The organism is Candidatus Methylomirabilota bacterium (assembly GCA_036001065.1).
GTDB lineage: Bacteria > Methylomirabilota > Methylomirabilia > Rokubacteriales > CSP1-6 > MNEF01.
In genome coordinates this window covers 1-18,256 of sequence record DASYUQ010000041.1, presented here as the reverse complement: position 1 = coordinate 18,256, position 18,256 = coordinate 1, and the positions used below count along the sequence as shown (strand labels likewise).

General features: G+C 70.8%; 22 protein-coding genes. 9 read left to right on the top strand and 13 right to left on the bottom strand.

Annotated elements, in window-relative coordinates:
- Positions 1-18: 18 nt before the first annotated feature.
- The gene (locus VGV13_03700) at positions 19-1,074 is read left to right on the top strand and encodes a trypsin-like peptidase domain-containing protein (GenBank protein ID HEV8640183.1); all 1,056 of its coding nucleotides are present in this window, start codon (positions 19-21) and stop codon (positions 1,072-1,074) included.
- Positions 1,075-1,086: 12 nt separating this feature from the next.
- Here the strand turns inward: VGV13_03700 and VGV13_03695 are convergent, their stop codons facing one another.
- Positions 1,087-1,788: a uracil-DNA glycosylase gene (locus VGV13_03695; protein HEV8640182.1), complete on the bottom strand. Its 702-nt coding sequence runs from the start codon at positions 1,786-1,788 to the stop codon at positions 1,087-1,089.
- Between the two features lie 29 nt (positions 1,789-1,817).
- On the opposite strand from VGV13_03695, the gene VGV13_03690 reads away from it, so the two are divergent.
- The 4 genes from VGV13_03690 to VGV13_03675 are packed head-to-tail and all read left to right on the top strand — an operon-like array spanning position 1,818 to position 5,500.
- Entirely contained in the window at positions 1,818-2,720 is a 903-nt protein-coding gene (locus tag VGV13_03690) for an isoaspartyl peptidase/L-asparaginase family protein (GenBank protein ID HEV8640181.1), read from the top strand.
- Entirely contained in the window at positions 2,717-3,928 is a 1,212-nt protein-coding gene (locus VGV13_03685; protein HEV8640180.1) for a threonine ammonia-lyase, read from the top strand. Before VGV13_03690 ends, VGV13_03685 begins: the two co-directional genes overlap by 4 nt.
- Positions 3,925-5,082 carry an acetyl-CoA acetyltransferase gene (locus tag VGV13_03680; GenBank protein HEV8640179.1) on the top strand — a complete coding sequence of 386 codons (1,158 nt, stop codon included), beginning with the start codon at positions 3,925-3,927 and terminating at the stop codon, positions 5,080-5,082. The genes VGV13_03685 and VGV13_03680 overlap by 4 nt, the downstream gene beginning before the upstream one ends.
- Position 5,083: 1 nt before the next feature.
- The gene (locus tag VGV13_03675; protein ID HEV8640178.1) at positions 5,084-5,500 is read left to right on the top strand and encodes a Zn-ribbon domain-containing OB-fold protein; all 417 of its coding nucleotides are present in this window, start codon (positions 5,084-5,086) and stop codon (positions 5,498-5,500) included.
- Between the two features lie 124 nt (positions 5,501-5,624).
- Here VGV13_03675 and VGV13_03670 read toward each other — a convergent pair whose 3' ends face one another.
- The 8 genes from VGV13_03670 to VGV13_03635 form a co-directional block, all read right to left on the bottom strand.
- Positions 5,625-5,855 (bottom strand): helix-hairpin-helix domain-containing protein, encoded by a 231-nt coding sequence (locus tag VGV13_03670; GenBank protein HEV8640177.1) that lies wholly within the window; start codon positions 5,853-5,855, stop codon positions 5,625-5,627.
- 80 nt (positions 5,856-5,935) lie between these two features.
- The gene (locus VGV13_03665; protein ID HEV8640176.1) at positions 5,936-6,556 is read right to left on the bottom strand and encodes a lysophospholipid acyltransferase family protein; all 621 of its coding nucleotides are present in this window, start codon (positions 6,554-6,556) and stop codon (positions 5,936-5,938) included.
- Positions 6,557-6,629: 73 nt separating this feature from the next.
- The gene (locus tag VGV13_03660; GenBank protein ID HEV8640175.1) at positions 6,630-7,031 is read right to left on the bottom strand and encodes a TraR/DksA C4-type zinc finger protein; all 402 of its coding nucleotides are present in this window, start codon (positions 7,029-7,031) and stop codon (positions 6,630-6,632) included.
- A 486-nt stretch (positions 7,032-7,517) separates the two neighbouring features.
- Positions 7,518-8,225, bottom strand: a complete 708-nt coding sequence (locus VGV13_03655; GenBank protein ID HEV8640174.1) for an ABC transporter ATP-binding protein — start codon at positions 8,223-8,225, stop codon at positions 7,518-7,520.
- Positions 8,226-8,232: 7 nt separating this feature from the next.
- Positions 8,233-8,958, bottom strand: a complete 726-nt coding sequence (locus VGV13_03650) for an ABC transporter ATP-binding protein (protein HEV8640173.1) — start codon at positions 8,956-8,958, stop codon at positions 8,233-8,235.
- Positions 8,955-9,857: a branched-chain amino acid ABC transporter permease gene (locus tag VGV13_03645; protein ID HEV8640172.1), complete on the bottom strand. Its 903-nt coding sequence runs from the start codon at positions 9,855-9,857 to the stop codon at positions 8,955-8,957. The genes VGV13_03650 and VGV13_03645 overlap by 4 nt, the downstream gene beginning before the upstream one ends.
- Positions 9,854-10,729, bottom strand: a complete 876-nt coding sequence (locus VGV13_03640) for a branched-chain amino acid ABC transporter permease (protein ID HEV8640171.1) — start codon at positions 10,727-10,729, stop codon at positions 9,854-9,856. Before VGV13_03640 ends, VGV13_03645 begins: the two co-directional genes overlap by 4 nt.
- A 13-nt stretch (positions 10,730-10,742) precedes the next feature.
- On the bottom strand, positions 10,743-11,894 hold the full coding sequence (locus VGV13_03635) for an ABC transporter substrate-binding protein (GenBank protein HEV8640170.1): 1,152 nt from the start codon (positions 11,892-11,894) through the stop codon (positions 10,743-10,745).
- 447 nt (positions 11,895-12,341) lie between these two features.
- Here VGV13_03635 and VGV13_03630 point away from each other — a divergent pair, with 447 nt between their 5' ends.
- Positions 12,342-12,776: a PAS domain S-box protein gene (locus VGV13_03630; GenBank protein HEV8640169.1), complete on the top strand. Its 435-nt coding sequence runs from the start codon at positions 12,342-12,344 to the stop codon at positions 12,774-12,776.
- Positions 12,777-13,229: 453 nt separating this feature from the next.
- Here VGV13_03630 and VGV13_03625 read toward each other — a convergent pair whose 3' ends face one another.
- From VGV13_03625 to VGV13_03610, 4 genes are all read right to left on the bottom strand, one after another.
- Complete coding sequence (locus VGV13_03625) at positions 13,230-13,595, bottom strand: ABC transporter substrate-binding protein (GenBank protein HEV8640168.1); 366 nt, start codon at positions 13,593-13,595, stop codon at positions 13,230-13,232.
- An 88-nt stretch (positions 13,596-13,683) separates the two neighbouring features.
- On the bottom strand, positions 13,684-14,757 hold the full coding sequence (locus tag VGV13_03620; protein HEV8640167.1) for a U32 family peptidase: 1,074 nt from the start codon (positions 14,755-14,757) through the stop codon (positions 13,684-13,686).
- Positions 14,754-15,698: a peptidase U32 family protein gene (locus VGV13_03615; protein ID HEV8640166.1), complete on the bottom strand. Its 945-nt coding sequence runs from the start codon at positions 15,696-15,698 to the stop codon at positions 14,754-14,756. Before VGV13_03615 ends, VGV13_03620 begins: the two co-directional genes overlap by 4 nt.
- Positions 15,699-15,706: 8 nt before the next feature.
- A complete protein-coding gene (locus VGV13_03610) occupies positions 15,707-16,615 on the bottom strand; it encodes a U32 family peptidase (protein HEV8640165.1) in 909 nt (302 codons plus the stop codon).
- 328 nt (positions 16,616-16,943) lie between these two features.
- On the opposite strand from VGV13_03610, the gene VGV13_03605 reads away from it, so the two are divergent.
- From VGV13_03605 to VGV13_03595, 3 genes are all read left to right on the top strand, one after another.
- The gene (locus VGV13_03605; GenBank protein ID HEV8640164.1) at positions 16,944-17,222 is read left to right on the top strand and encodes a hypothetical protein; all 279 of its coding nucleotides are present in this window, start codon (positions 16,944-16,946) and stop codon (positions 17,220-17,222) included.
- Between the two features lie 4 nt (positions 17,223-17,226).
- On the top strand, positions 17,227-17,676 hold the full coding sequence (gene rimI / locus VGV13_03600; protein ID HEV8640163.1) for a ribosomal protein S18-alanine N-acetyltransferase: 450 nt from the start codon (positions 17,227-17,229) through the stop codon (positions 17,674-17,676).
- A gap of 57 nt (positions 17,677-17,733) precedes the next feature.
- Positions 17,734-18,256, top strand: a 523-nt coding sequence (locus tag VGV13_03595) for a citrate/2-methylcitrate synthase (protein HEV8640162.1), incomplete at its 3' end; no start/stop codon positions are given.

Genomic DNA, 18,256 nt, shown 5'->3' with positions numbered 1-18,256 from the left:
TAGTGTATCATCCGCTCGATGCCGACCCTGGCGCGGGGCTGGACCACGGCGCTGGCGCTGCTGCTGCTCCCGGCCGCGGCCGCCGCCGAATCGTGCACTGAGCCCCTCCCCGCCCTCTTCGAGCGCCTGTCACCGGCCGTGGTGTCGATCCAGGCGACGAAGATCAACAAGGCCAAGCCCCAGCGCCGCTTCGAGACCGTGGTGGGTGCCGGCGTGGTCATCGAGCGCGACGGCCAGGTGCTCACCAACGCGCACGTGGTGGACGGCTCCGCGTCGCTCTCGATCACCACGAGTTCGGGGGCCAAGGTCGCCGCGCGCGTGCTCGGGCTCGACCCCGTGCTCGACCTGGCGCTGCTGCGGATCGAGACGAAGGCGCCCCTGCCTACCGCCCGGCTGGGCGACTCGTCCACGCTCCGCGTCGGCGAAGAGGTGGTCGCCATCGGCAGTCCCGTCGGGCTCGAGCAGTCGATGACGCGCGGGATCGTCAGCGGGCTCAACCGCCTGCTGCCCGGCCTGCCCGATCAGCCCATGATCCAGACCGATGCGCCGATCAATCCCGGCAACTCCGGAGGCCCGCTCGTCGACCGCTGCGGCGGGGTGATCGGCATCAATACCTTCATCTCGGAAGACGCCCAGAGCGTGGGCTTCGCCATCCCCGTGAACGCGGTGAAGGCGGTGCTGAAAGACCTGCGCGAGAGCGGACGCGTGGTGCGGCCGTGGCTGGGCATCCAGGGACGCTCAGTCGATCCCCGTCTCAGCTCGGTGCTCCGCCTGCCGCTCCCCCCCGGGTATCTGGCCGAGATCGTCTTCGAGGGCAGCCCGGCCGAGCGCGCCGGGATCCAGGGCGGCAACCTCTCGATCGTCATCCAGGGCGAGGAATACCTGGTGGGCGGCGACATCGTCACCGCGATCCAGGGACAGCCGGTACGGACCCACGAAGACTACGTGGCGCGCGTGAACGCGCTCCGCCCCGGCCAGCGTGTCCGCCTCACCATCGTCCGCGACGGGCAGACGCGCGAGGTGACGCTCACCGTGGCCGAGCGCCCTCGCCTGCCCTCGGACCTGTCCGACTAGACCCGCTCGCCTTCACGCCGCCGAGCGTTCGAGCAGCGCCCGCGCCGTCCGGAAGATCGCGCGGAACATCGGGCGCGTCAGCTTGCCGGTGAAGGTGTTCTGCTGGCTCGGATGGTAGGAGGCGATCAGACTGATCCCGTCGTCGAAGGTGGCGACGGCGCCGTGACCGAACTCGGGCCGGCGCTTCGGCATCGGCAGATCGAGCCGGTGTCGCGCCCTGAGGTACGCGTGCCAGCCGATGCGGCCCAGGCCCACCACGACGCGCACGCGCCCCAGCAGCCGCAGCTCCTCGAGCAGGTAGGGCTCGCAGTTGGCGATCTCGCGGGGTCGCGGCTTGTTGGCGGGCGGTGCGCACCGGACCGCCGCGGTGACGTAGGCGTCACGAAGCCGCAGGCCGTCGTCGCGGCGCACGGAGGTCGGCTGGTTGGCGAAGCCGGCCTCGTAGAGCGCGCGGTAGAGCCAGTGGCCGCTCTCGTCGCCGGTGAAGATGCGTCCCGTGCGGTTGCCCCCGTGCGCCGCCGGCGCCAGGCCGATCAGAAGCAGCCGCGCGCGGGGATCGCCGAAGCCCGGCAGCGGCCGCGCCCAATACTTCTGGCCCTGGTAGCGCCGCGGCGGCGCGGCCGCCGCCGCCTGGCGGTGAGCGACGAGGCGAGGGCAGCGACGACAGCGGACGATCCGCGCGTTCAGGCGCGCGAGCAGATCCCGATTGTGCATGGCGGCCGGATTGTGACACGGTGAGGGACATGGCGCGAGGACGGAACGGCGGGACGGCCCGCGTGCCCTCTCTCATCGTCCATGGCGGCGCGGGCGCGGAACCGGCCGACGGCCGGGACGAGCTGCGGGATGGCGTGCGGGCGGCGACCGACGCGGGGTGGCGCGTGCTCGCCGGCGGAGGCCGGGCGCTCGACGCCGTCGAGACGGCCGTCCGTGTGCTGGAGGATCATCCGCGCTTCAACGCCGGTCGGGGCTCGGCGCTGACCAGCGCGGGCACGGTCGAGGTGGACGCCTCCATCATGGAGGGCGATCGCCTGCGCTGCGGCGCCGTCGCGGCCGTGGCGCGCATCGCCAACCCGGTCACGCTCGCCCGGCGTGTCATGGACGATGGACGCCACGTGCTGATCGTGGGCGACGGCGCGCTGGCCTTCGCACGCTCGGTCGGCGTGCCGGAGTGCGATCCCGAGACCCTGGTGACCGACCGCGAGCGCCGACTCCAGGCTGAGGCCGCCAGGACTCCGGTCGGCGGCGGCACCGTCGGCGCCGTCGCGCTCGACCGCCACGGCACGATCGCCGCGGCGACGTCGACGGGCGGCCGGCGGGGCAAGCTCCCCGGCCGTGTCGGCGACAGCCCGCTCATCGGCTGCGGCACGTACGCCGACAGCACCGTCGGGGGCGTGTCGTGCACGGGCGAGGGCGAGGCGATCATCCGCGTCGTGCTCGGCCGGCGCGCCCTGGACTGGCTCAAAGAGGCCGACGATCCCGGCTACGCCGCCCGCGTGGCCGTCGACCTCCTCGTCGAGGAAGGCGGAGGCCAGGGTGGGCTCATCCTCCTCGACTGGCGGGGCCGCGCCGGCTACGCGCACTCCACCCCCTTCATGTCGGTGGCCTGGATGTCCCCCGCACTGACCGCGCCCCGGGTTCCGTCTTGATCGACATCGCCGACATCGAGGCCGCGCGCGAGCGTCTCCGGGGCGCCATCTACGAGACGCCCTGCGCGTACTCGCAGACACTCTCCGAGATCACCGGCGCCAAGTGCTTCGTGAAGCTCGAGAACCTTCAGATGACCGGCTCCTTCAAGGAGCGCGGCGCCGCGAACCTGCTCCTGCAGCTCGACGCGCGCGAGCGCCGGCGGGGCGTCGTGACCGCCAGCGCCGGCAACCACGGCCTGGCGGTCGCCTTCCACGCCGCGCGCCTGGGCCTCCCCGCGGTGATCGTGATGCCGGAGTGGGCCCCCCTGATCAAGGTGACGTCCGCGCGCCACTACGGCGCCGAGGTGATCCTGGAGGGCGCCGACTTCGACGAAGCCTACGCCCGGGCGCGGGAGCTGGAGACGGCCCGCGGCCTGATCTTCGTCCACCCCTTCGACGACGAGCGGGTGATCGCCGGCCAGGGCACGCTCGGCCTCGAGCTGCTGGAGCAGCGGCCCGACCTGGACGCGGTCCTGGTCGCGATCGGCGGCGGCGGGCTCGCCGCCGGAGTCGCCCAGGCCATCAAGGCGCGGCGGCCGGAGGTCCGCGTGATCGGCGTGCAGGCCGACGCCCTGCCCGCGATGCTGCACTCGCTCGAGCAGGACCAGCGCGTCACGCTCCCGCCCGCCCCGACGATCGCCGACGGCATCGCGGTGCGCCGGGTGGGCGAGCTGACGCTCGAGCTGGTCCGCAAGCACGTGGACGAGGTCGTCACCGTGAGCGAGGAGGAGCTGGCCAACGCCATCCTGCTCCTGCTCGAGATCGAGAAGACGGTGGTCGAGGGGGCGGGGGCGGCGCCCCTCGCCGCGCTGGTGAACCGCGCGCTGGGGCTGGCCGGCCGGCGCGTCGTGCTGGCGCTGTCCGGCGGCAACATCGACGTCACGATGCTCTCGCGGATCATCGAGCGCGGCCTGGTGAAGGACGGCCGGCTGGTGCGGCTGGGCGTGCTCCTGCGCGACCGGCCCGGCGCGCTGGCGCGGTTGAGCACGCTCATCGCCGAGGAGCGGGCCAACATCCTGCACATCGAGCACAACCGCGCCTTCTCCCAGGCGCCGATCGGCGACACGGAGGTCCAGCTCACGCTGGAGACGTCCGGTCGTGCCCAGATCGAGCGGCTTCTGACCCGCCTGGAGGCGGCCGGATACCGGGCGGTGGAACGGCATCCGTGAAGCCGGCCGGCTTCCGCGACGTCGCGCTCGTCGGCGTGGCCGAGTCTGACCTCGGCCGCGTGCCGGGCAAGACCGCCATCCAGCTCGCTGCCGAGGCCTCGGCCCGCGCGCTGGCCGGCGCCGGCCTGGGCAAGGCCGACGTGGACGGGCTCTTCACCTTCGGCTTCGGACGGATGGGGGCGGTGCAGTTCGGGGAATACCTCAGGCTCCGGCCGCGCTATTCCGACTCGTCCTTCATGGGCGGCTCGACGCCGGTCGCCTTCATCGGGCACGCGGCGGCGGCGATCAGGGCCGGGCTCTGCCAGGTCGCGCTGGTCTGCTACGGCTCGACGCAGGCCTCCGACGCCGCCCGGAAGCTCGGCGGCACGCCGGAGGATCCTCGCCTGCCGTCGTCGCAGTACGAGCGGCCGTTCGGCCTGCCCACGCCGCTCGGCGCCTACGCCCTGGCCGCCACGCGCCACATGGCGGTCTACGGTACCACCTCGGAGCAGCTCGCCGAGATCGCGGTCGCCACCCGCAGCTGGGCGGCCCTGAATCCCGTCGCGATGATGCGCGAGCCGCTGGCGATCGCCGACGTGCTCGCCTCCCCCGTGATCGCCTCGCCCCTGCACCGCCTGGACTGCTGCCTGGTGACCGACGGGGGCGGTGCGCTCGTCATCACCACCCGCGAGCGGGCCCGCGATCTGGCCCGGGTCCCGATCGTCGTGCTCGGCGTCGCCGAGACGCACACCCACCAGATCATCAGCCAGATGCCCGACCTCGCCGTCACCGGGGCCGCCGCCACGGGCCCGCGGGCCTTCGCCATGGCCGGCCTCGGGCCCGGGGACATCGACGTCGCCGAGATCTACGACTCGTTCACGATCACCGTGCTCCTGACCGTGGAAGACCTCGGCTTCTGCGCCAAGGGCGAGGGCGGCGCCTTCGTGGCCAAGCAGCGCACGGCCCCCGGTGGGGACTTCCCCCTCAACACCCAGGGCGGTGGCCTCTCCTACTGTCATCCGGGGGTCTTCGGGATCTTCACCGTGATCGAAGCGGTGCGGCAGCTGCGCGGCGAGTGCGGGCCTCGGCAGGTGGCGGACGCGAGCGTGGCCCTCTGCCACGGAACGGGCGGCGTGCTGTCCTCGTCGGGCACGGCGATTCTGGGGAGGCTCTAAGATGGCCCCGGCGCGGCCGCTGCCGGCCCCCGACCACGAAAGCGCCGAGTTCTGGCGGCGCGTGGGCGCCCACGCGCTGGCGCTCCAGCGCTGTGGCGCCTGCGGCACTCTCCGGTTCTACCCGCGCGCCCTCTGTCCCGAGTGCCTGAGCGACCGGACCGACTGGGTCCCGGTGAGCGGGCGGGGCACGCTCTACTCGTTCAGCGTCTGCTACCGCCCGGCGTCGGAGGCCTTCGCGGACCGGACGCCCTACATCGTCGCCCTGGTCGACCTCGCGGAAGGCGTCCGGCTGCTGGCGAACCTGGTCGACTGCGGGCCGGAGCAGGCGCGGGTCGGCATGCCCGTGACGCTCGCCTACGACGACGTCGCCGACGGCGCCACCCTCTACCAGTTCCGGCCAGAAGCTGGAGCCGCGTGAGGGCCGGGGCTGGGTCCCTCACGGAGACCCGTGGCTTCTGGGGATGGATGGAGCCTCACGTCATCAGAGGTCGCGTCTCGCGTCGTGGATAGCGTGGTCGACGTGAGGGACCCAACCCCGACCCTCACGCCCCCGGAGCCTCGGGCGCCGTAGCGTCGGCGGGATCGAAGTCGACGCGCGCCAGGACGTGCTCGGGCAGGCGCGCGTCGCCGAGCACCTTGGCCAGCTCGCCCGCGTCCCGGATGGGGCCGTGCTCGGCACGAAATCGGACAATCGCGTCGGCCTTCGCGCGGTCGATCCCGGGAATCTCGAGCAACTCGAGCGGATTCGCGAGGTTGACTCTGACCTTCTCCATGAAGGACACCTCCTTGCTCCCGGACACCTCGAGGCGGTCGCTTTAAGTGGCTGGGAGTGTAGGCAGGGACCTGTCCACCGTCAAGCCGGCGAGCGCGTCGGCAACGCCCCCGTGATGGCCACGTAGGCGCGCTCGGCGAGCTGGCGCGCCGCCTCGCGCGGCGCCAGCGCCCGATCGGGATGCACGAGCGGGTGATAGGTGATCGTGATCCGTCCGGGCCGCGGCAGCGCCCGCCCCGGTGGCCAGGCGTCGTGCCCACCGGCGATCGTGACGGGCAGGACCGGCACGCCGAGCGACGCGGCCAGGCGGAACGCCCCCAACCTGAAACGTGCTACGGTTCCGTCGAGGCTGCGCCCGGCCTCGGGAAAGATCATCACCGCCTCGCCGGCCTGGAGCAGCCGCACCGCCTCGCGCGCCGCGCGGGGATCAGCCGACTCGATCTCGACGGGAAACGCGCGGAGACGGCGGATGACCCACCCGAAGAGCGGGACCGCGAAGAGCCGGTTCCAGGCCATGTAGTGGACCGGGCGCCTGATGGGAAGGCTGGTCAGCGGCGGGTCGGCGTACGTCTGGTGATTCGGCGTGATCAGGACCGCGCCGGTGGCGGGAATATTCTTGGTGCCCCTCACCTCGAGCCCGAAGTACAGACGGGCGAGGGCCATCATGGCGGGGCGGAAGAGGTCGATGACGGGAGTGCGCACGCCCCTAAGGTACACAAAAACGGGGCCGGGTTTTCCCCGGCCCCGGTAGGGAGGTGTCGCGGTGGGGTTCTGTCTAGTCGTCGTCCTCGACCGAGCCGACCTCGGCTTCCACCTCTTCCAGCCGGCGGCCGAGGCGCTCGATGCGATCCTGGCAGCGGACGCAGGTCTGGACCTCGGGCAGCGCGCGCAGCCGCGCCGCCGCGATCGCCTCGCCGCACTCGATGCACGTGCCGTAGTCGCCGTCGCGGAGACGGTCGAGCGCCGTCTGCAGACGATGCACGCGCTCCACGAGAAGCTCACGGGTGGCGAAGCCGATCTCCCGGCGAACGATCTCCTGGGCCTCGTCGAACTCGTCGCCGTCCGCCGACCCGATCGGCCCCGGCGCCTCTTCGAGCGCGACGGCACCATCCATCAGACGGAGCCGACCGACCGCAGCCAGCAGGTCCTGCTCCAGCCGCTCCTTGATTCCTTTCATGTCTATCCTCCCTCTTCGTCTCCCTCTTTCCTCAGATGCGGCCTGAAGCAACTACGATGCCGAACCGTGAGACGGATGATTCGGCGCTCTAATTCTTTGAAAAATCAGGGCCAGAGGGGAGGCAGGGAGGCCAGGCCTGTCGGTGCATGGGCAGAATGCGCGTCAAAGTGACAGTTTTTGCGCCGAAACGGCGGGGACTTCCTCCTAAGGCGAAGGGAGCGCTAGGACGCCGGCTACGTCGGAATGGCGGGCTTCATGGCGATCCAGCTGATCGCGCCGCTTCTGGTGATGATCTTCCCGCCGATCGCGCTCTGGTTCCCGACCTGGCTCTTCGGCCCCTGATGCCCGGGCCAACCTAAATTAGCTCCCCAGACTTCGTTCTCTCGTCGCCGATCCTCGGCGAATAACACCGTACGCTGCGGTGGGCTCCTCTCTCGGTGTGGTCTCGTCCGGCTCGTCACTCGGCACCACAATGACGGCGGGGGATCAGGGCAGGAGGGTGCGGCGCAGCTGCTCGCTGGCCAGCAGCTCCGCCCCGGTGCCGGTAAGGATCACCCGGCCCTCGTCGAGCAGGTAGGCGCGGGTCGCCAGCCGGAGCAGCCGGCGGACGTGCTGCCCGGTGGCGACGATCGTCAGCCCCTCATCGCGCACGGCGCGGAGTGCGTCGCAGAAGGCGTCGACCACGGCACGCCCGAGGCCCAAGAACGGATCGTCGAGGCAGAGCAGGCGCGGCCGCGTCATGAGGCCGCGGGCCAGCGCCAGCATCTGCTGCTCGCCTCCGGACAGGTGCTGGGCTAGCACGCGCTGCTTCCCGTCGAGGACTGGGAAGAGCCGGTAGACCACCCTCAGGGTCTCCTCGCGCACCGCCCCGCCCCGCGGGACGAACGCCCCCAGCTCCAGGTTCTCCCGTACCGAGAGGGGGCCGAAGAGCCGGCGGCCCTCAGGAATCAGCGTGAGGCCTCGGGCGACGATCTCCCAGGGTGACCGGCCGTCGATCCGTTCGCCGTCGAGCCTGATGGCTCCGGCCTGCGGCCGCAGTAGGCCCGCGACGGCCTTCAGCAGAGTAGACTTCCCCGCGCCGTTCGGCCCCACGACCGCCACGAACTCGCCACCGCGCGCCTCCAGCGCCACGCCGCGGAGGACCTGGACCCCGTCGTATCCCGCCTCCAGGGACTCCACGGTCAGGCGCGCCACGTCCCCCTCACTCCTCCTCACCCATGTATGCAGTCCTGAGCGTGGGCGAATCGAGGACTGCGGCCGGGGGCCCGTCAGCGACGAGTGTCCCCCGGTCGAGGACGAGCACGCGGTCGGCCACCTCGGCGAGCACCGCGAACGAGTGCTCGACGGCGATGATCGTGAGGCCGTGCGCGCGGAGCCGTGCATAGAAGCGCACGACCTCCTCGCGCCCCTTGGGCGAGAGCCCCGAGGCCAGCTCGTCGAGCAGCAGGAGTGCCGGGCGTCCGGACAGCCCCAGCGCCAGTTCGAGCCGCTTGCGCTCGCCCAGGGAGAGCGTGGCGGCGGCATCGCCCGCCCGGTCGGTGAGGCCAACGATCGTCAGGAGCCGTTCCACCTCACGCAGCCGCTCAGCGCGCGTCCGCGGCCGCCGCGCCTGAAACGTCACCCCGACGAGGACGTTGTCGCGGACGCTCAAAGCGCCGAAGGGCTCGGGGATCTGGAACGTCCGCCCCACGCCGCGACGGGCAAGCTGCCACGGCGGAAGCCCGGTGACGCGCTCGCCGCGGAGCCACACGTCGCCCGCGGCGGGCCGCCGGAGCCCGGAGAGCACGTCGAAGAGCGTGGTCTTGCCCGAGCCGTTCGGGCCGAGCAGCGCGATCACTTGGCGCTCCTCGATCGCGAAGTCTACGCCACCGAGCGCGACGAGGCCGCCATAGGCCACCGAGATACCGCGGGCCGCCAGCAGCGTCATGGTATCCGCCGCCAGGCCGGCAGGACGAGCGTGACCGCGATCAGGGCGAGCGCGTACGGAAGCTGGTGGAGCGCCGGCGCCAAGGGATGGAAGACCAGTTCGCTCACGAGGTACAACACCACCGCCGCAGCGGCCGGCCCCAGCAGGCTTCGCCCGCCGAGCGTGGCCATGACCAGGGGCGCGATGGAGAAGAAGCGACCGAAGACGACGTCGGGCTCGACCGCGCCGAGAGTGTGCGCATAGACGGCGCCCGCGAGCCCGGTCGCGCCGCCCGACAGGGCGAAGGCGAGGACCTTCCAGGGCAGGGGTCGGAGCCCGAGTAGAGTCCCCCGCGTTTCGCCCTCCCGCAGCGCGGCCAGCGCGAGCCCCGCGCGAGAGCGTAGGACCGCGGCGGAGAGCGTCAGCGCGGCGGCCAGCGTGGCCAGCGAAAGGTGGTACGCGCCGACGCGGCCGCCGCCGAGTTCGAGAGGAATCGCCGGCAACGATGGTACCGAGGGAATGCCGACCAGCCCTGAGCCGCCGCCCGTCAACGCCGTCCAGTTGAGCGCGACCCCCCGCAGCAACTCCGCCGTGGCCAGCGTCGCCAGAGCGAGGGCAGCTCCCTTCAGACGTCCCGCGGCGAGACCGACGGCAGCGCCTCCGGCCCCGGCCAGGGCGGCGCCGAGCGTGATCGTGAGCCACGGCGAGGCGCCGTGAAGCGAGGCGAGCGCGGCGCCGTAGGCACCCAGGCCGAAGAAGGCGGCCTGGCCGAACGAGACCTGTCCCCCATAGGCGAGCAGGTTCCATGCTGTGGCCAGCGTCGCGAAGAGGTACGCCGTCGAAAATAGGTAGAGGTAGTAGGCGGGAGGCCCGAGAAGCGGCAGGACAGCGAGGACGAGAAGCACGGCAGCGAGCTTCATGATGGCCGGCCGAACCCTCGGGCCAGCGCCCCGCCGCGGGCCAGCAGCGAGGCGAGCAGCAGCAGTGCGAGGGCCGGCTCCCGCCATCCGGTGCCAGCCACAGCCGCTGTGAGCGCCTCCACAACGCCGAGCGCGATGCCCCCGAGGAGCAAGGCGCGCATCCGTCCGATTCCTGCCCAGAGGGCCAGCGTGATGGCAAGGAGCGTGAGCTCGCTCCCGGCGGCCGGGTACAAATAGTGGATCGTCGCGAAGAGGAGCCCGGCGCCGCCCGCCAGCCCGAACGAGAGGATGAACGCCAAACGCGTGGCGCGCTCGACGTCGATACCGAGCAGCGAGGCGGCGTCCCGATCCAGGCTCGTGGCCCGGATCGCCCGTCCCCAACGCGCACGGCGGAGGCCGAGCGCCAGCGCCCCGACCGCAGCCAGCGCCACGAGGGCAGCGGCGAGCCTGGCGTGGCTCAGCGCAACGCCGCCTAGCGCGACACCGCGACCCAGCGCGGGACTCGCGAGCAGTCGGTACTCGCCCGACCAGAACCCGGTCATCGCGCTCTGGAGCAGGAGCGACAGGCCGAAGGTGAGCACGCAGCTCCACAACTCCACCGGCGGCGCCAGCCGCGCCGTGAGCCGATCCCAGACGAGCCCCAGCGGCAGGGTCGCGAGGGCCGCCAGTGGCACGAGCAGGAGCGGATGGACACCGAGCAGGAGCCAAGCCGCGTAGCCGGCGTAGCCACCGAGCACGACCAACTCGCCGTGAGCCAGGTTCAGCCCGCGGCTCACGCTCAGGACCAGCGAGAACCCGGCCGCGATCAGCGCGTACAGACAGCCGACGAGCGCACCCGAGACGAGAGCCTGGAGAAGAGTTGTCAGGGACACGCGGGGCGGAAGTCTAGCGGGCTGGGTACTTCGGCGAGGCGGTGGCGTGGTTAGGCGGGTAGACGACGACGTGACGGCCGTTCTGAATCTGCACCACGACGCGCTCGTAAGCGACGGGATCGCCGTGGTCATCGAACTTCACGCGTCCGAGGGGCGTTTCCAAGTCCACCCTCGCCAGCGCCTCCCGCAGGCGGTCGCCGGTGATCGCGCCGCCCCCGAGGGTCTCGAGCGCGCGGATAACGGCGCGCGCCGCCGCGTAGCCGTGCATGGTAAGCGGGACTGGCGCGCGGCCGAAGCGTCGCGTATATGCCGCAACGAAGAGGCGCGACTCCCGCTCCCGCCCCGCCCAGTTGACGTCCGGCTGCCACGACGTCGTGCCGTAGAGCCCCTCGCTCGCCGGGCCGAGGTCGAGGACGACGCCGGGGAACTCGAGCCCAAACGCCCCCAGGAAGGCGTCGACCCGCAAGCCCGACTGCCCCATCTGCCGAACCAGGAGGAGGTGATCGGCGAAGAAGGTGTCCGACAGGAGGACTTCTGCTCCCTGGTCCCGCACCCGGGCCAGCAGCGGCGTGAAGTCGCTGAGGCCGGGAGCAAAGGGCTCAAAGACGGCCACGTGGATCCCGGTCCGCTCGAAGACCTCCTTCTGGCGACGGGCCAGCTGGCTCGCGCCCGGGGTGTGAGAGTAAAGGATCGCAACGCGTCTGGCTTTGAACACCTCGCGGACGACGCCGGTCGTCACGTCGACGTAGGCTCTGAGGCTCGAGACGCGGAAGAAGTACCGGTTGCCGCGCGCGGTGAGCCGCTCATCAAGGGAGGCGGCAGCAACGTACGGGGCGCGGGCGCGGTCGGCCACCTCGGCGACGGGGCCGACGAGGCTGTCGACATATCCACCGACGAGGGCGACAGCGCCGTGCCGGCCGGTCAGCTCCTCCGCGGCAGCCACGGCTCGCAGGGGCTTACCCTCGTCATCGCGAGACAGGAGCGCCAGCGGCTGGCCAGCAATGCCGCCGCGCGCGTTAGCCTCCTCGACGGCCAACGCCACGCCCTGGTGGATCGCGGAGCCCTGCGCGGCGAACTGGCCGGTGCGAGAGTCGATCTCCCCGATGACGATCGGCTCGGCGGCGGGGACCAGAGCCGCGGCCAGAAGCAGAAGAAGAACAGACAAGAACGGGCGTACCGGAGTCACGAGTCCCCGCAGTTGACCTCCGAGACTAAGAGAGCTGGCAGGACCTGGGGTTTGAGATGAGGTTGGAGGGCAGATGCCTGGCGCCGTGGACAAGGATACCGGATAGCTGTCCGAGATTCCAGAGCCATCACCCACTCCCCAGGCGCCGGACGCAGGACCGAATCCAGACTCTGCGCCTTTCCCCGCGGCGAGTCAAGGCTGGTTCTTGAGCACTCCAGCTGCGCCGCCCCCGCGCGGCCCTGGTCGGTGGCGGATCCTAGAGGCGTTGCTGACGTGACCTGCCCTCCACTCGGACGTCGTCGATGCACGGTACACGCGGAGAATCCATCGGTTGCCGCGCCGCGCTGACTCAGGTCCTCGTCCGGATGCAAACGTGGAGGTGCCCGGCTCATCTTGAGGGTTTATCATCCCCAGGGGAGGATTCTCTTGACGCCGATCGATCCCGAGGCCTGGCTCTTTCGGAGCATCGTGCAAGAGATCCCAGAAGCCGTCATTTTTGCGGACCGGACGGGCGTGATCCGACTGTGGAACAGCGGCGCTGAAACCATGTTCGGCTACTCCGCTGGCGAGGCCGTGGGGCAAACTCTGGACCTGATCATTCCGGAGCGTTTGCAGCCGCGTCACTGGGATGGCTACCACAAGGTTATCGCGACTGGGGTCACTCGGTATGCGCGTGAGTTGCTGGCCACGCCGGCGATCCGGAAGGACGGCCGGCGCATCTCTATCGAGTTTTCGATTACCCTCCTTAAAGAAGACACCGGCAAGGTACTCGGCGCTGCCGCGATCATCCGCGATGTGACGGCCCGTTGGGAGGAGGAGAAGACCCAGAGGCAGTCCGGAAGCAGCGACTCACCGCGCTGAGCGGGAGAACGACGCAAAACAGCCAGGCTCACCACCGTCGGGGTCGGCGGTAGTCGAGGCCTGTGTCAGGTTGTGGTTTTTCAGGGGCTCCCGGCAGCCGATTCGCCTACGCGCGTGGAGACAAACGACTTAACGCCCGAGAAGGCTATCGGCGCGGTGTGGCACGTGCAGTCACAATGAACTCGCCAGTCGCCAGTAGCCGCCTTCGTGATCACGAAGGAGCTTAGAGCCGGGGCAGTGCTGATCGCTCTTTGAGCAGGCTTCGGAGATCGTCATCTCTGGCACCGGCCAGAAGTTCTGCGCGTCGCAGCCTTGACGCATAGCCGCGGTGCGCGGTCCCCAGAACGCGTGTTGCGATGGGCCTCGTCGGTGCGGCCAGCGCGCAGGATGCCGGATCGGTTCCCAACGGCCCGTAACTCACGGCGCGCTCCGTGGCGAACCTGGGCCTGAAGACTACCCCCGGGGCGACTGACTGTTCGGCCGCGAGTCGCACACGCCTGCACCGGGGACCTCCTCCTGCGTACGCTTCAACCGCCTCACCAGCTCCTCGTACGACGCCGCCCGGATAATCCGGTCGAACTGCGCGCGGTAATTCGCGACCAGGCTCATGTTGTCGACGACGTCGTCGTCGTAGACCCGCCAGCCCTCGCCCCGCCTGAGCATCCGGGCTTCGACGGCGACGTCGGTGCCCCGCTTTCTGTGAATGCTCCCGCGGACGACAGCGTAGTCGCCGTCGATGGACTCGCTCAGGCACCGGATGCGCTCGCCGCTGTAGTGGTCGATCTGCGAGCTGTAAGGACCCATTTCCGAGGTGAGCACGGCTAGTGCCGTTCCAACTTGTTGATACTAAATCTGTCCACGAACGACGTACACGGTGCCTTCCTAGGCGCGAATAGTTGGAACGGCACTAGGCGGGCGCCTCGGCCTGCCGGAGCCGCGCCTCCTCGGAGTTCGGGTCCCAGTCCGTGCCGACGCCGCCTGCCCGCGCCGCGGCCATTTTTGCGAGGAGCCGGTCGTGGAGCTCCCCAGTCTTCGCGCTCCGGCAGCGGTCGCGCTCGGCGAGGACGGGATCGAGGGCGGCGCGCGCGCCGACGACGTCGGGCACCCCCGCCAGGGTCTGGTCGACGAGCCGCCGGTAGATCCGGGTGAGCTCGCCGATGAGCGGTGCCGGGTACTCCCGCCCTTGGATCTTGAGCGTCGTCACGCCGAGCGCGATGTAGCGGGGCACGTCCTCGAGCAGGTTGTAGATCTCGTTGTTCGACCGGTCGAGGTACGTGAGGATCTTGTCTGGGAAGCGCGTGGCGATCTCGGGGACGTGGTGGCCGATGCACGGGCGGTAGCAGACCCCGCCCTTGTCGGGGTTGCCGATGAGCTTCGTGCGGCTGGTCCCGTCCGAGTCGTGGACGACCCGTTCCTCGAAGTAGGGCGCGAAGTAGTCGTAGAGCCGGCAGCCCCCGACGCCGGTGATGCAGCGGTTCGAATGGATCAGGAGCTCGACCCCGATCCCGACCTCGTCTGCCGTGCCCTTGAGCGCCGCGATCCGCTCGAAGGTGTTGAGCGCCGTGGAGGCTACGAACTGGGTCGCCCCGGCCGTCTTGACCCGCTCCATCGCCGCCCGGTCCCGGACGTTGCACGCGACGCTCGCGTGGATCGTGATCTCGGGGAAGCGCGCGTGCACCTCGCGCATGGCGTCCTCGGATTTCATGATGAAGCCGTCCACGCCTGCGCGCCCGTAGGCCTCGACCTTCCGGAGCATCTCCGCGTGGTCCGCGGCGTCGATGTCCACGTTGAGCGCCACCCGCAGCTTCGCCCCGTGGTCGTGGGCGTGCTGGATTGCCCCCAGGACCTCGTGGTGCTGGATCTCGTAGGCCGCGTCCCGCCGGCTCCAGCCCAGCGGGCCCACGTAGACGGAGTCGGCCCCCGCCCGCACGCCCTCGCGGAACATCTCCATGCTGCCTCCCGGTGAGAGTAGCTCCGTCATCGCGCTCTCCATTCTGTGGTGGAAGGTGCTTCGGTACCGACGTAGTCCATGCCACTCCGGCCGAAGGCGAAGCCGTTCGCCAGGCCGAGGCGCGAGTGCGCCGCGAGGGTCTCCCACCAGCGCGCCTCGAGCCAGCCGTCGCCCGCCAGCGCCCGCACGAGCGCCTCGCGGTAGGTCGCTCCCACGGCGCGGCGGTACTCCGGGCTCTCCGACACGGCCTCCACCCGGAAGTGGCGGTGCCCCGCCGCAACCAGGCGCGGCAGGTGCTCGAGCAGGCAGACGTCGCGGCCGCTCAGGATCCCCTTGCCGACCGACTTCAGCCCCCACGCCTCCTTCCGGAGGAAGACCTCCCGCTGGCAGAGTTCGGGACAGGGGACGCCCCAGGTCCGTTCGTAGTCGAGCAGGACGCAGAACTCCGAGACGCCGAGCGGGAGCTTCCCGTGGACGACGAGCTCCAGGGGGATCCCGCCCGCCCGCCCGATCGCGTCGATCTCGTCGAGCGGAAGCTCGGAGGCCGGCGTGATCCGCGCGACGCCGAAGCCCTCGAGGACCTCGACCCCGGCGCTCGTGTAGACGTTGGTGAAGTTGCCCACGTGGATCGGAAGCTCGGGGAATTCGTCGCGCACGAGCTTCACGAGGCCGAGGCTGTGGACCTCGACTGCCGCCGCGCCCTCGGCGACCGCGACCGCGAGCGCCGCGCGGAGGACCGGGAGCGTGTCGTTCCGCGGCGTCGCGTAGGTCGTGAGGTAGGCGCGCCGGCCCTCCGCCCGGACGAGGCGGATCGCCTCGCGGAGCTCCGTCGGCCGCTCGAGGGGGTTTCCTTCGTAGCGGCGGCAGTAGATGTTTCCAAGGTAGACCGCGTCGTAGGGGCCGAGATCGGAGGCGCGGAGGTGGCGGAGGTTCGAGACCGAGGTGTTGAGCTCGAAGGCGCCGGGCTCCACGGCCTCTCCTAACGCCCCACGACCGTCCACGACGGCGGCAGGACGGGCTCGGGGAAGGCCGGCAGGCGTGCGGCGGCGCGCGCGGCGTCGATGGCGCGGCGGTAGCGCGCGACGAGGGGCTCGAGCTGCTCCGGCGGGAGACTCCGCCCCTGGAGCTTCAGGACGCCGACGCCCGCCGCGAGGTAGCCGGGGACGTCGCCGAGACGCGAGAGCTGCCGGCTCGGAAACAGCTGCGCCGCGCGGTGGCCGTCCGCGGTGGAGAGCTCCCAGGGCTCCTGGCAGATCCGGAAGCAGGCGCCGACCCCGCCCCGCTTCATGCTGCCCGTCTGGCGCATGACGTCGGGAAGGCCGCCGGGCATCGCCGTGGGCTTCAGGTGGACATAGCTCGGCATCGCGCACTTTCCGAGGAGCACGAACTCCTCGACCATGTGGAGCATGACCTCGACCGTGATCCCGCCCACGGCCGCGCACTCGGCCGCCTCGGCGGGGCCCACCGTGCCCGGGAGCACGATCGCATCGGCCCCGATCTCACGGAAGAAGGCGACGTCGGCGACGGTCTGCGCGCCACACCCGATGCTCGCCGTGAGCGAGAGTTCCGGGAAGCGCCGGCGCAGGGTCGCGAGGACGCCCACGTCGTTCACGATGAGGGTGCGGATCCCGAGCGCGGTGAGGCCCGGGATCTCGGCGAGGAGGGCCGCGCGCTCGCGTGGCTTCGGGATCGTGTTCAGGGCGAGCTGGAGCTCCGCGCCGCGCTCGGCCGCCTGCCGCACGGCGCGGGCGAGCTCGTCCCGGTCCAGCTCCCCGCGAGCGCCACCCCGGCTCCACCCCTTGAGGCCGACGTAGACGGCGTCAGCTCCCGCCTCAAGGGCGGCGTGGATGGCTTCGGGACTTCCGGCGGGGGCCAGCAGGGTCGCCATCGGTGACGGATACCTTCCCGGAAAGCGCGCGCGAAGTCAAGGGGGCCGCCGCGCGCCGGCTATTGTTTTATAGACATGTCATCCCCTAACTGTTCAGTGAGAGTGTCACCCCATCGCGACATGGGAGACACTCGCGATGAGCCGCAAGGAAGTGCCGCCTCGCCCGCGAGGTAGTAGCCCGGATGCCTCGAGACGTAGGACTTCGACAAACAAGAAAATGCGATAATGCGCCGGGAGGAAGGAGATGAGCCCCCGCCTAGGAAGGATCCCGTCGCCGTGGAGGCCGAAGTCTGCGAGAAGATCCATCTACCGCTGGGACGGCGTCGCCATGCGGCGCGAGTGGGAGTACCTCGTGCTCGCGCCGGAGGCGCTGGTCGCGCGGCTCGGCGAGCCTCTGATCTTGCTGGGTGACGCCGCGCCGGCGATCCGCTCGCTGCACGCGCGCCCGGCGCCGCCGAGGCACCGCGGGCCATCGCCAGCGTGGGTCGCGCTCCTCGGCGCCGAGCGGCTGCGGGCCCGCGAGACCATGGCGCCCGCCGACCTCGTCCCGATCTACCTCAGGCCCTCCGAGGCGAAGCTCAAGCGCCGTGCCGTCCTTGTCCGTTGACCTGATGCGGCCCGAGGACCTCGACGAGGTCCTCGCGATCGAGCGCGTGTCGTTCTCGATGCCGTGGTCGCGCGGCGCGTTCCTCTACGAGATGCAGCAGAACCAGGTGGCGCGCTGCTGGGTCAGACGCGAGGACGGGCGCGTCGTCGGCTATCTCTGCCTCTGGGAGGTCGCCGGCGAGCTGCACATCACGAACATCGCGGTGCACCCGACGTTTCGCCGGCGGGGGATCGCCCGGGCGCTGCTCGGCGGGGTCCTGGACGACGCGCGCCAGCGCAAGCTCCGCCTCGTCGTGCTCGAGGTGCGTCCGAGCAACGCCGAGGCGCTCGGGCTCTACGACTCCTTGGGATTCCGCGTGGTGGGCCGCCGTCGCGGGTATTATTACGACACCGGCGAGGACGCCCTCGTCATGGAAGCGAACCTACAGACCGTCCAGCCGGGAACCCGGACCTAGCGCCGCTAGGCGACTCCCTAAACCCTTGAAGAGAATGAGAGGGCGTGGTAGAAACGGCTGTCCCGGAGGACGCCTATTAATAAGGTAGCCAAGGCCGGCCTCGAAGACGTCATCGTCTCGACCTCGGAAATCTGCTTTATAGACGGGCGGGAAGGGCGGCTGCTCTACCGCGGCTACGACGTCGACGACCTGGTGCAGTCCTCCTCGTTCGAGGAGGTCGTCTATCTCCTCTGGCACGGCAACCTGCCCAGCCGCAAGGACCTCGACGCGCACATCAAGGCGCTGTCCTCGGTGGCCAACCGGAAGCTGCCGCCCAAGCTCATCGCCATCCTGCGCCAGCTCCCGAAGAAGACGGTGCCCATGGAGGTGCTGCGCACGGGCGTGTCGGCCCTGCAGGCGTTCGATCCCGACGCCGAGGACAACGCCCGCGAGGCGACCATCCGCAAGGCGGTCCGCCTCACGGCCCAGATGCCGACGCTGGTCGCCGCCTGGGAGCGGCTGCGGCGGGGCAAGCCGCCGGTGGCGCCGAACCCGAAGCTCACCCTGGCCGCCAACTTCCTCTACATGCTGAGCGGCCAGA

What these genes read in the sequence shown, in the direction of transcription:
- VGV13_03675 (HEV8640178.1), top strand. Translation starts at nt 5,084, where the DNA reads ATGGCCCCGGCGCGGCCGCTGCCGGCCCCCGACCACGAAAGCGCCGAG.
- VGV13_03650 (HEV8640173.1), bottom strand. Translation starts at nt 8,958, where the DNA reads ATGACGCTGCTGGCGGCCCGCGGTATCTCGGTGGCCTATGGCGGCCTC.
- VGV13_03695 (HEV8640182.1), bottom strand. Translation starts at nt 1,788, where the DNA reads ATGCACAATCGGGATCTGCTCGCGCGCCTGAACGCGCGGATCGTCCGC.
- VGV13_03690 (HEV8640181.1), top strand. Translation starts at nt 1,818, where the DNA reads ATGGCGCGAGGACGGAACGGCGGGACGGCCCGCGTGCCCTCTCTCATC.
- VGV13_03605 (HEV8640164.1), top strand. Translation starts at nt 16,944, where the DNA reads ATGCGGCGCGAGTGGGAGTACCTCGTGCTCGCGCCGGAGGCGCTGGTC.
- VGV13_03670 (HEV8640177.1), bottom strand. Translation starts at nt 5,855, where the DNA reads ATGGAGAAGGTCAGAGTCAACCTCGCGAATCCGCTCGAGTTGCTCGAG.
- VGV13_03620 (HEV8640167.1), bottom strand. Translation starts at nt 14,757, where the DNA reads ATGACGGAGCTACTCTCACCGGGAGGCAGCATGGAGATGTTCCGCGAG.
- VGV13_03645 (HEV8640172.1), bottom strand. Translation starts at nt 9,857, where the DNA reads ATGAAGCTCGCTGCCGTGCTTCTCGTCCTCGCTGTCCTGCCGCTTCTC.
- VGV13_03610 (HEV8640165.1), bottom strand. Translation starts at nt 16,615, where the DNA reads ATGGCGACCCTGCTGGCCCCCGCCGGAAGTCCCGAAGCCATCCACGCC.
- VGV13_03660 (HEV8640175.1), bottom strand. Translation starts at nt 7,031, where the DNA reads ATGAAAGGAATCAAGGAGCGGCTGGAGCAGGACCTGCTGGCTGCGGTC.
- VGV13_03700 (HEV8640183.1), top strand. Translation starts at nt 19, where the DNA reads ATGCCGACCCTGGCGCGGGGCTGGACCACGGCGCTGGCGCTGCTGCTG.
- rimI (HEV8640163.1), top strand. Translation starts at nt 17,227, where the DNA reads ATGCGGCCCGAGGACCTCGACGAGGTCCTCGCGATCGAGCGCGTGTCG.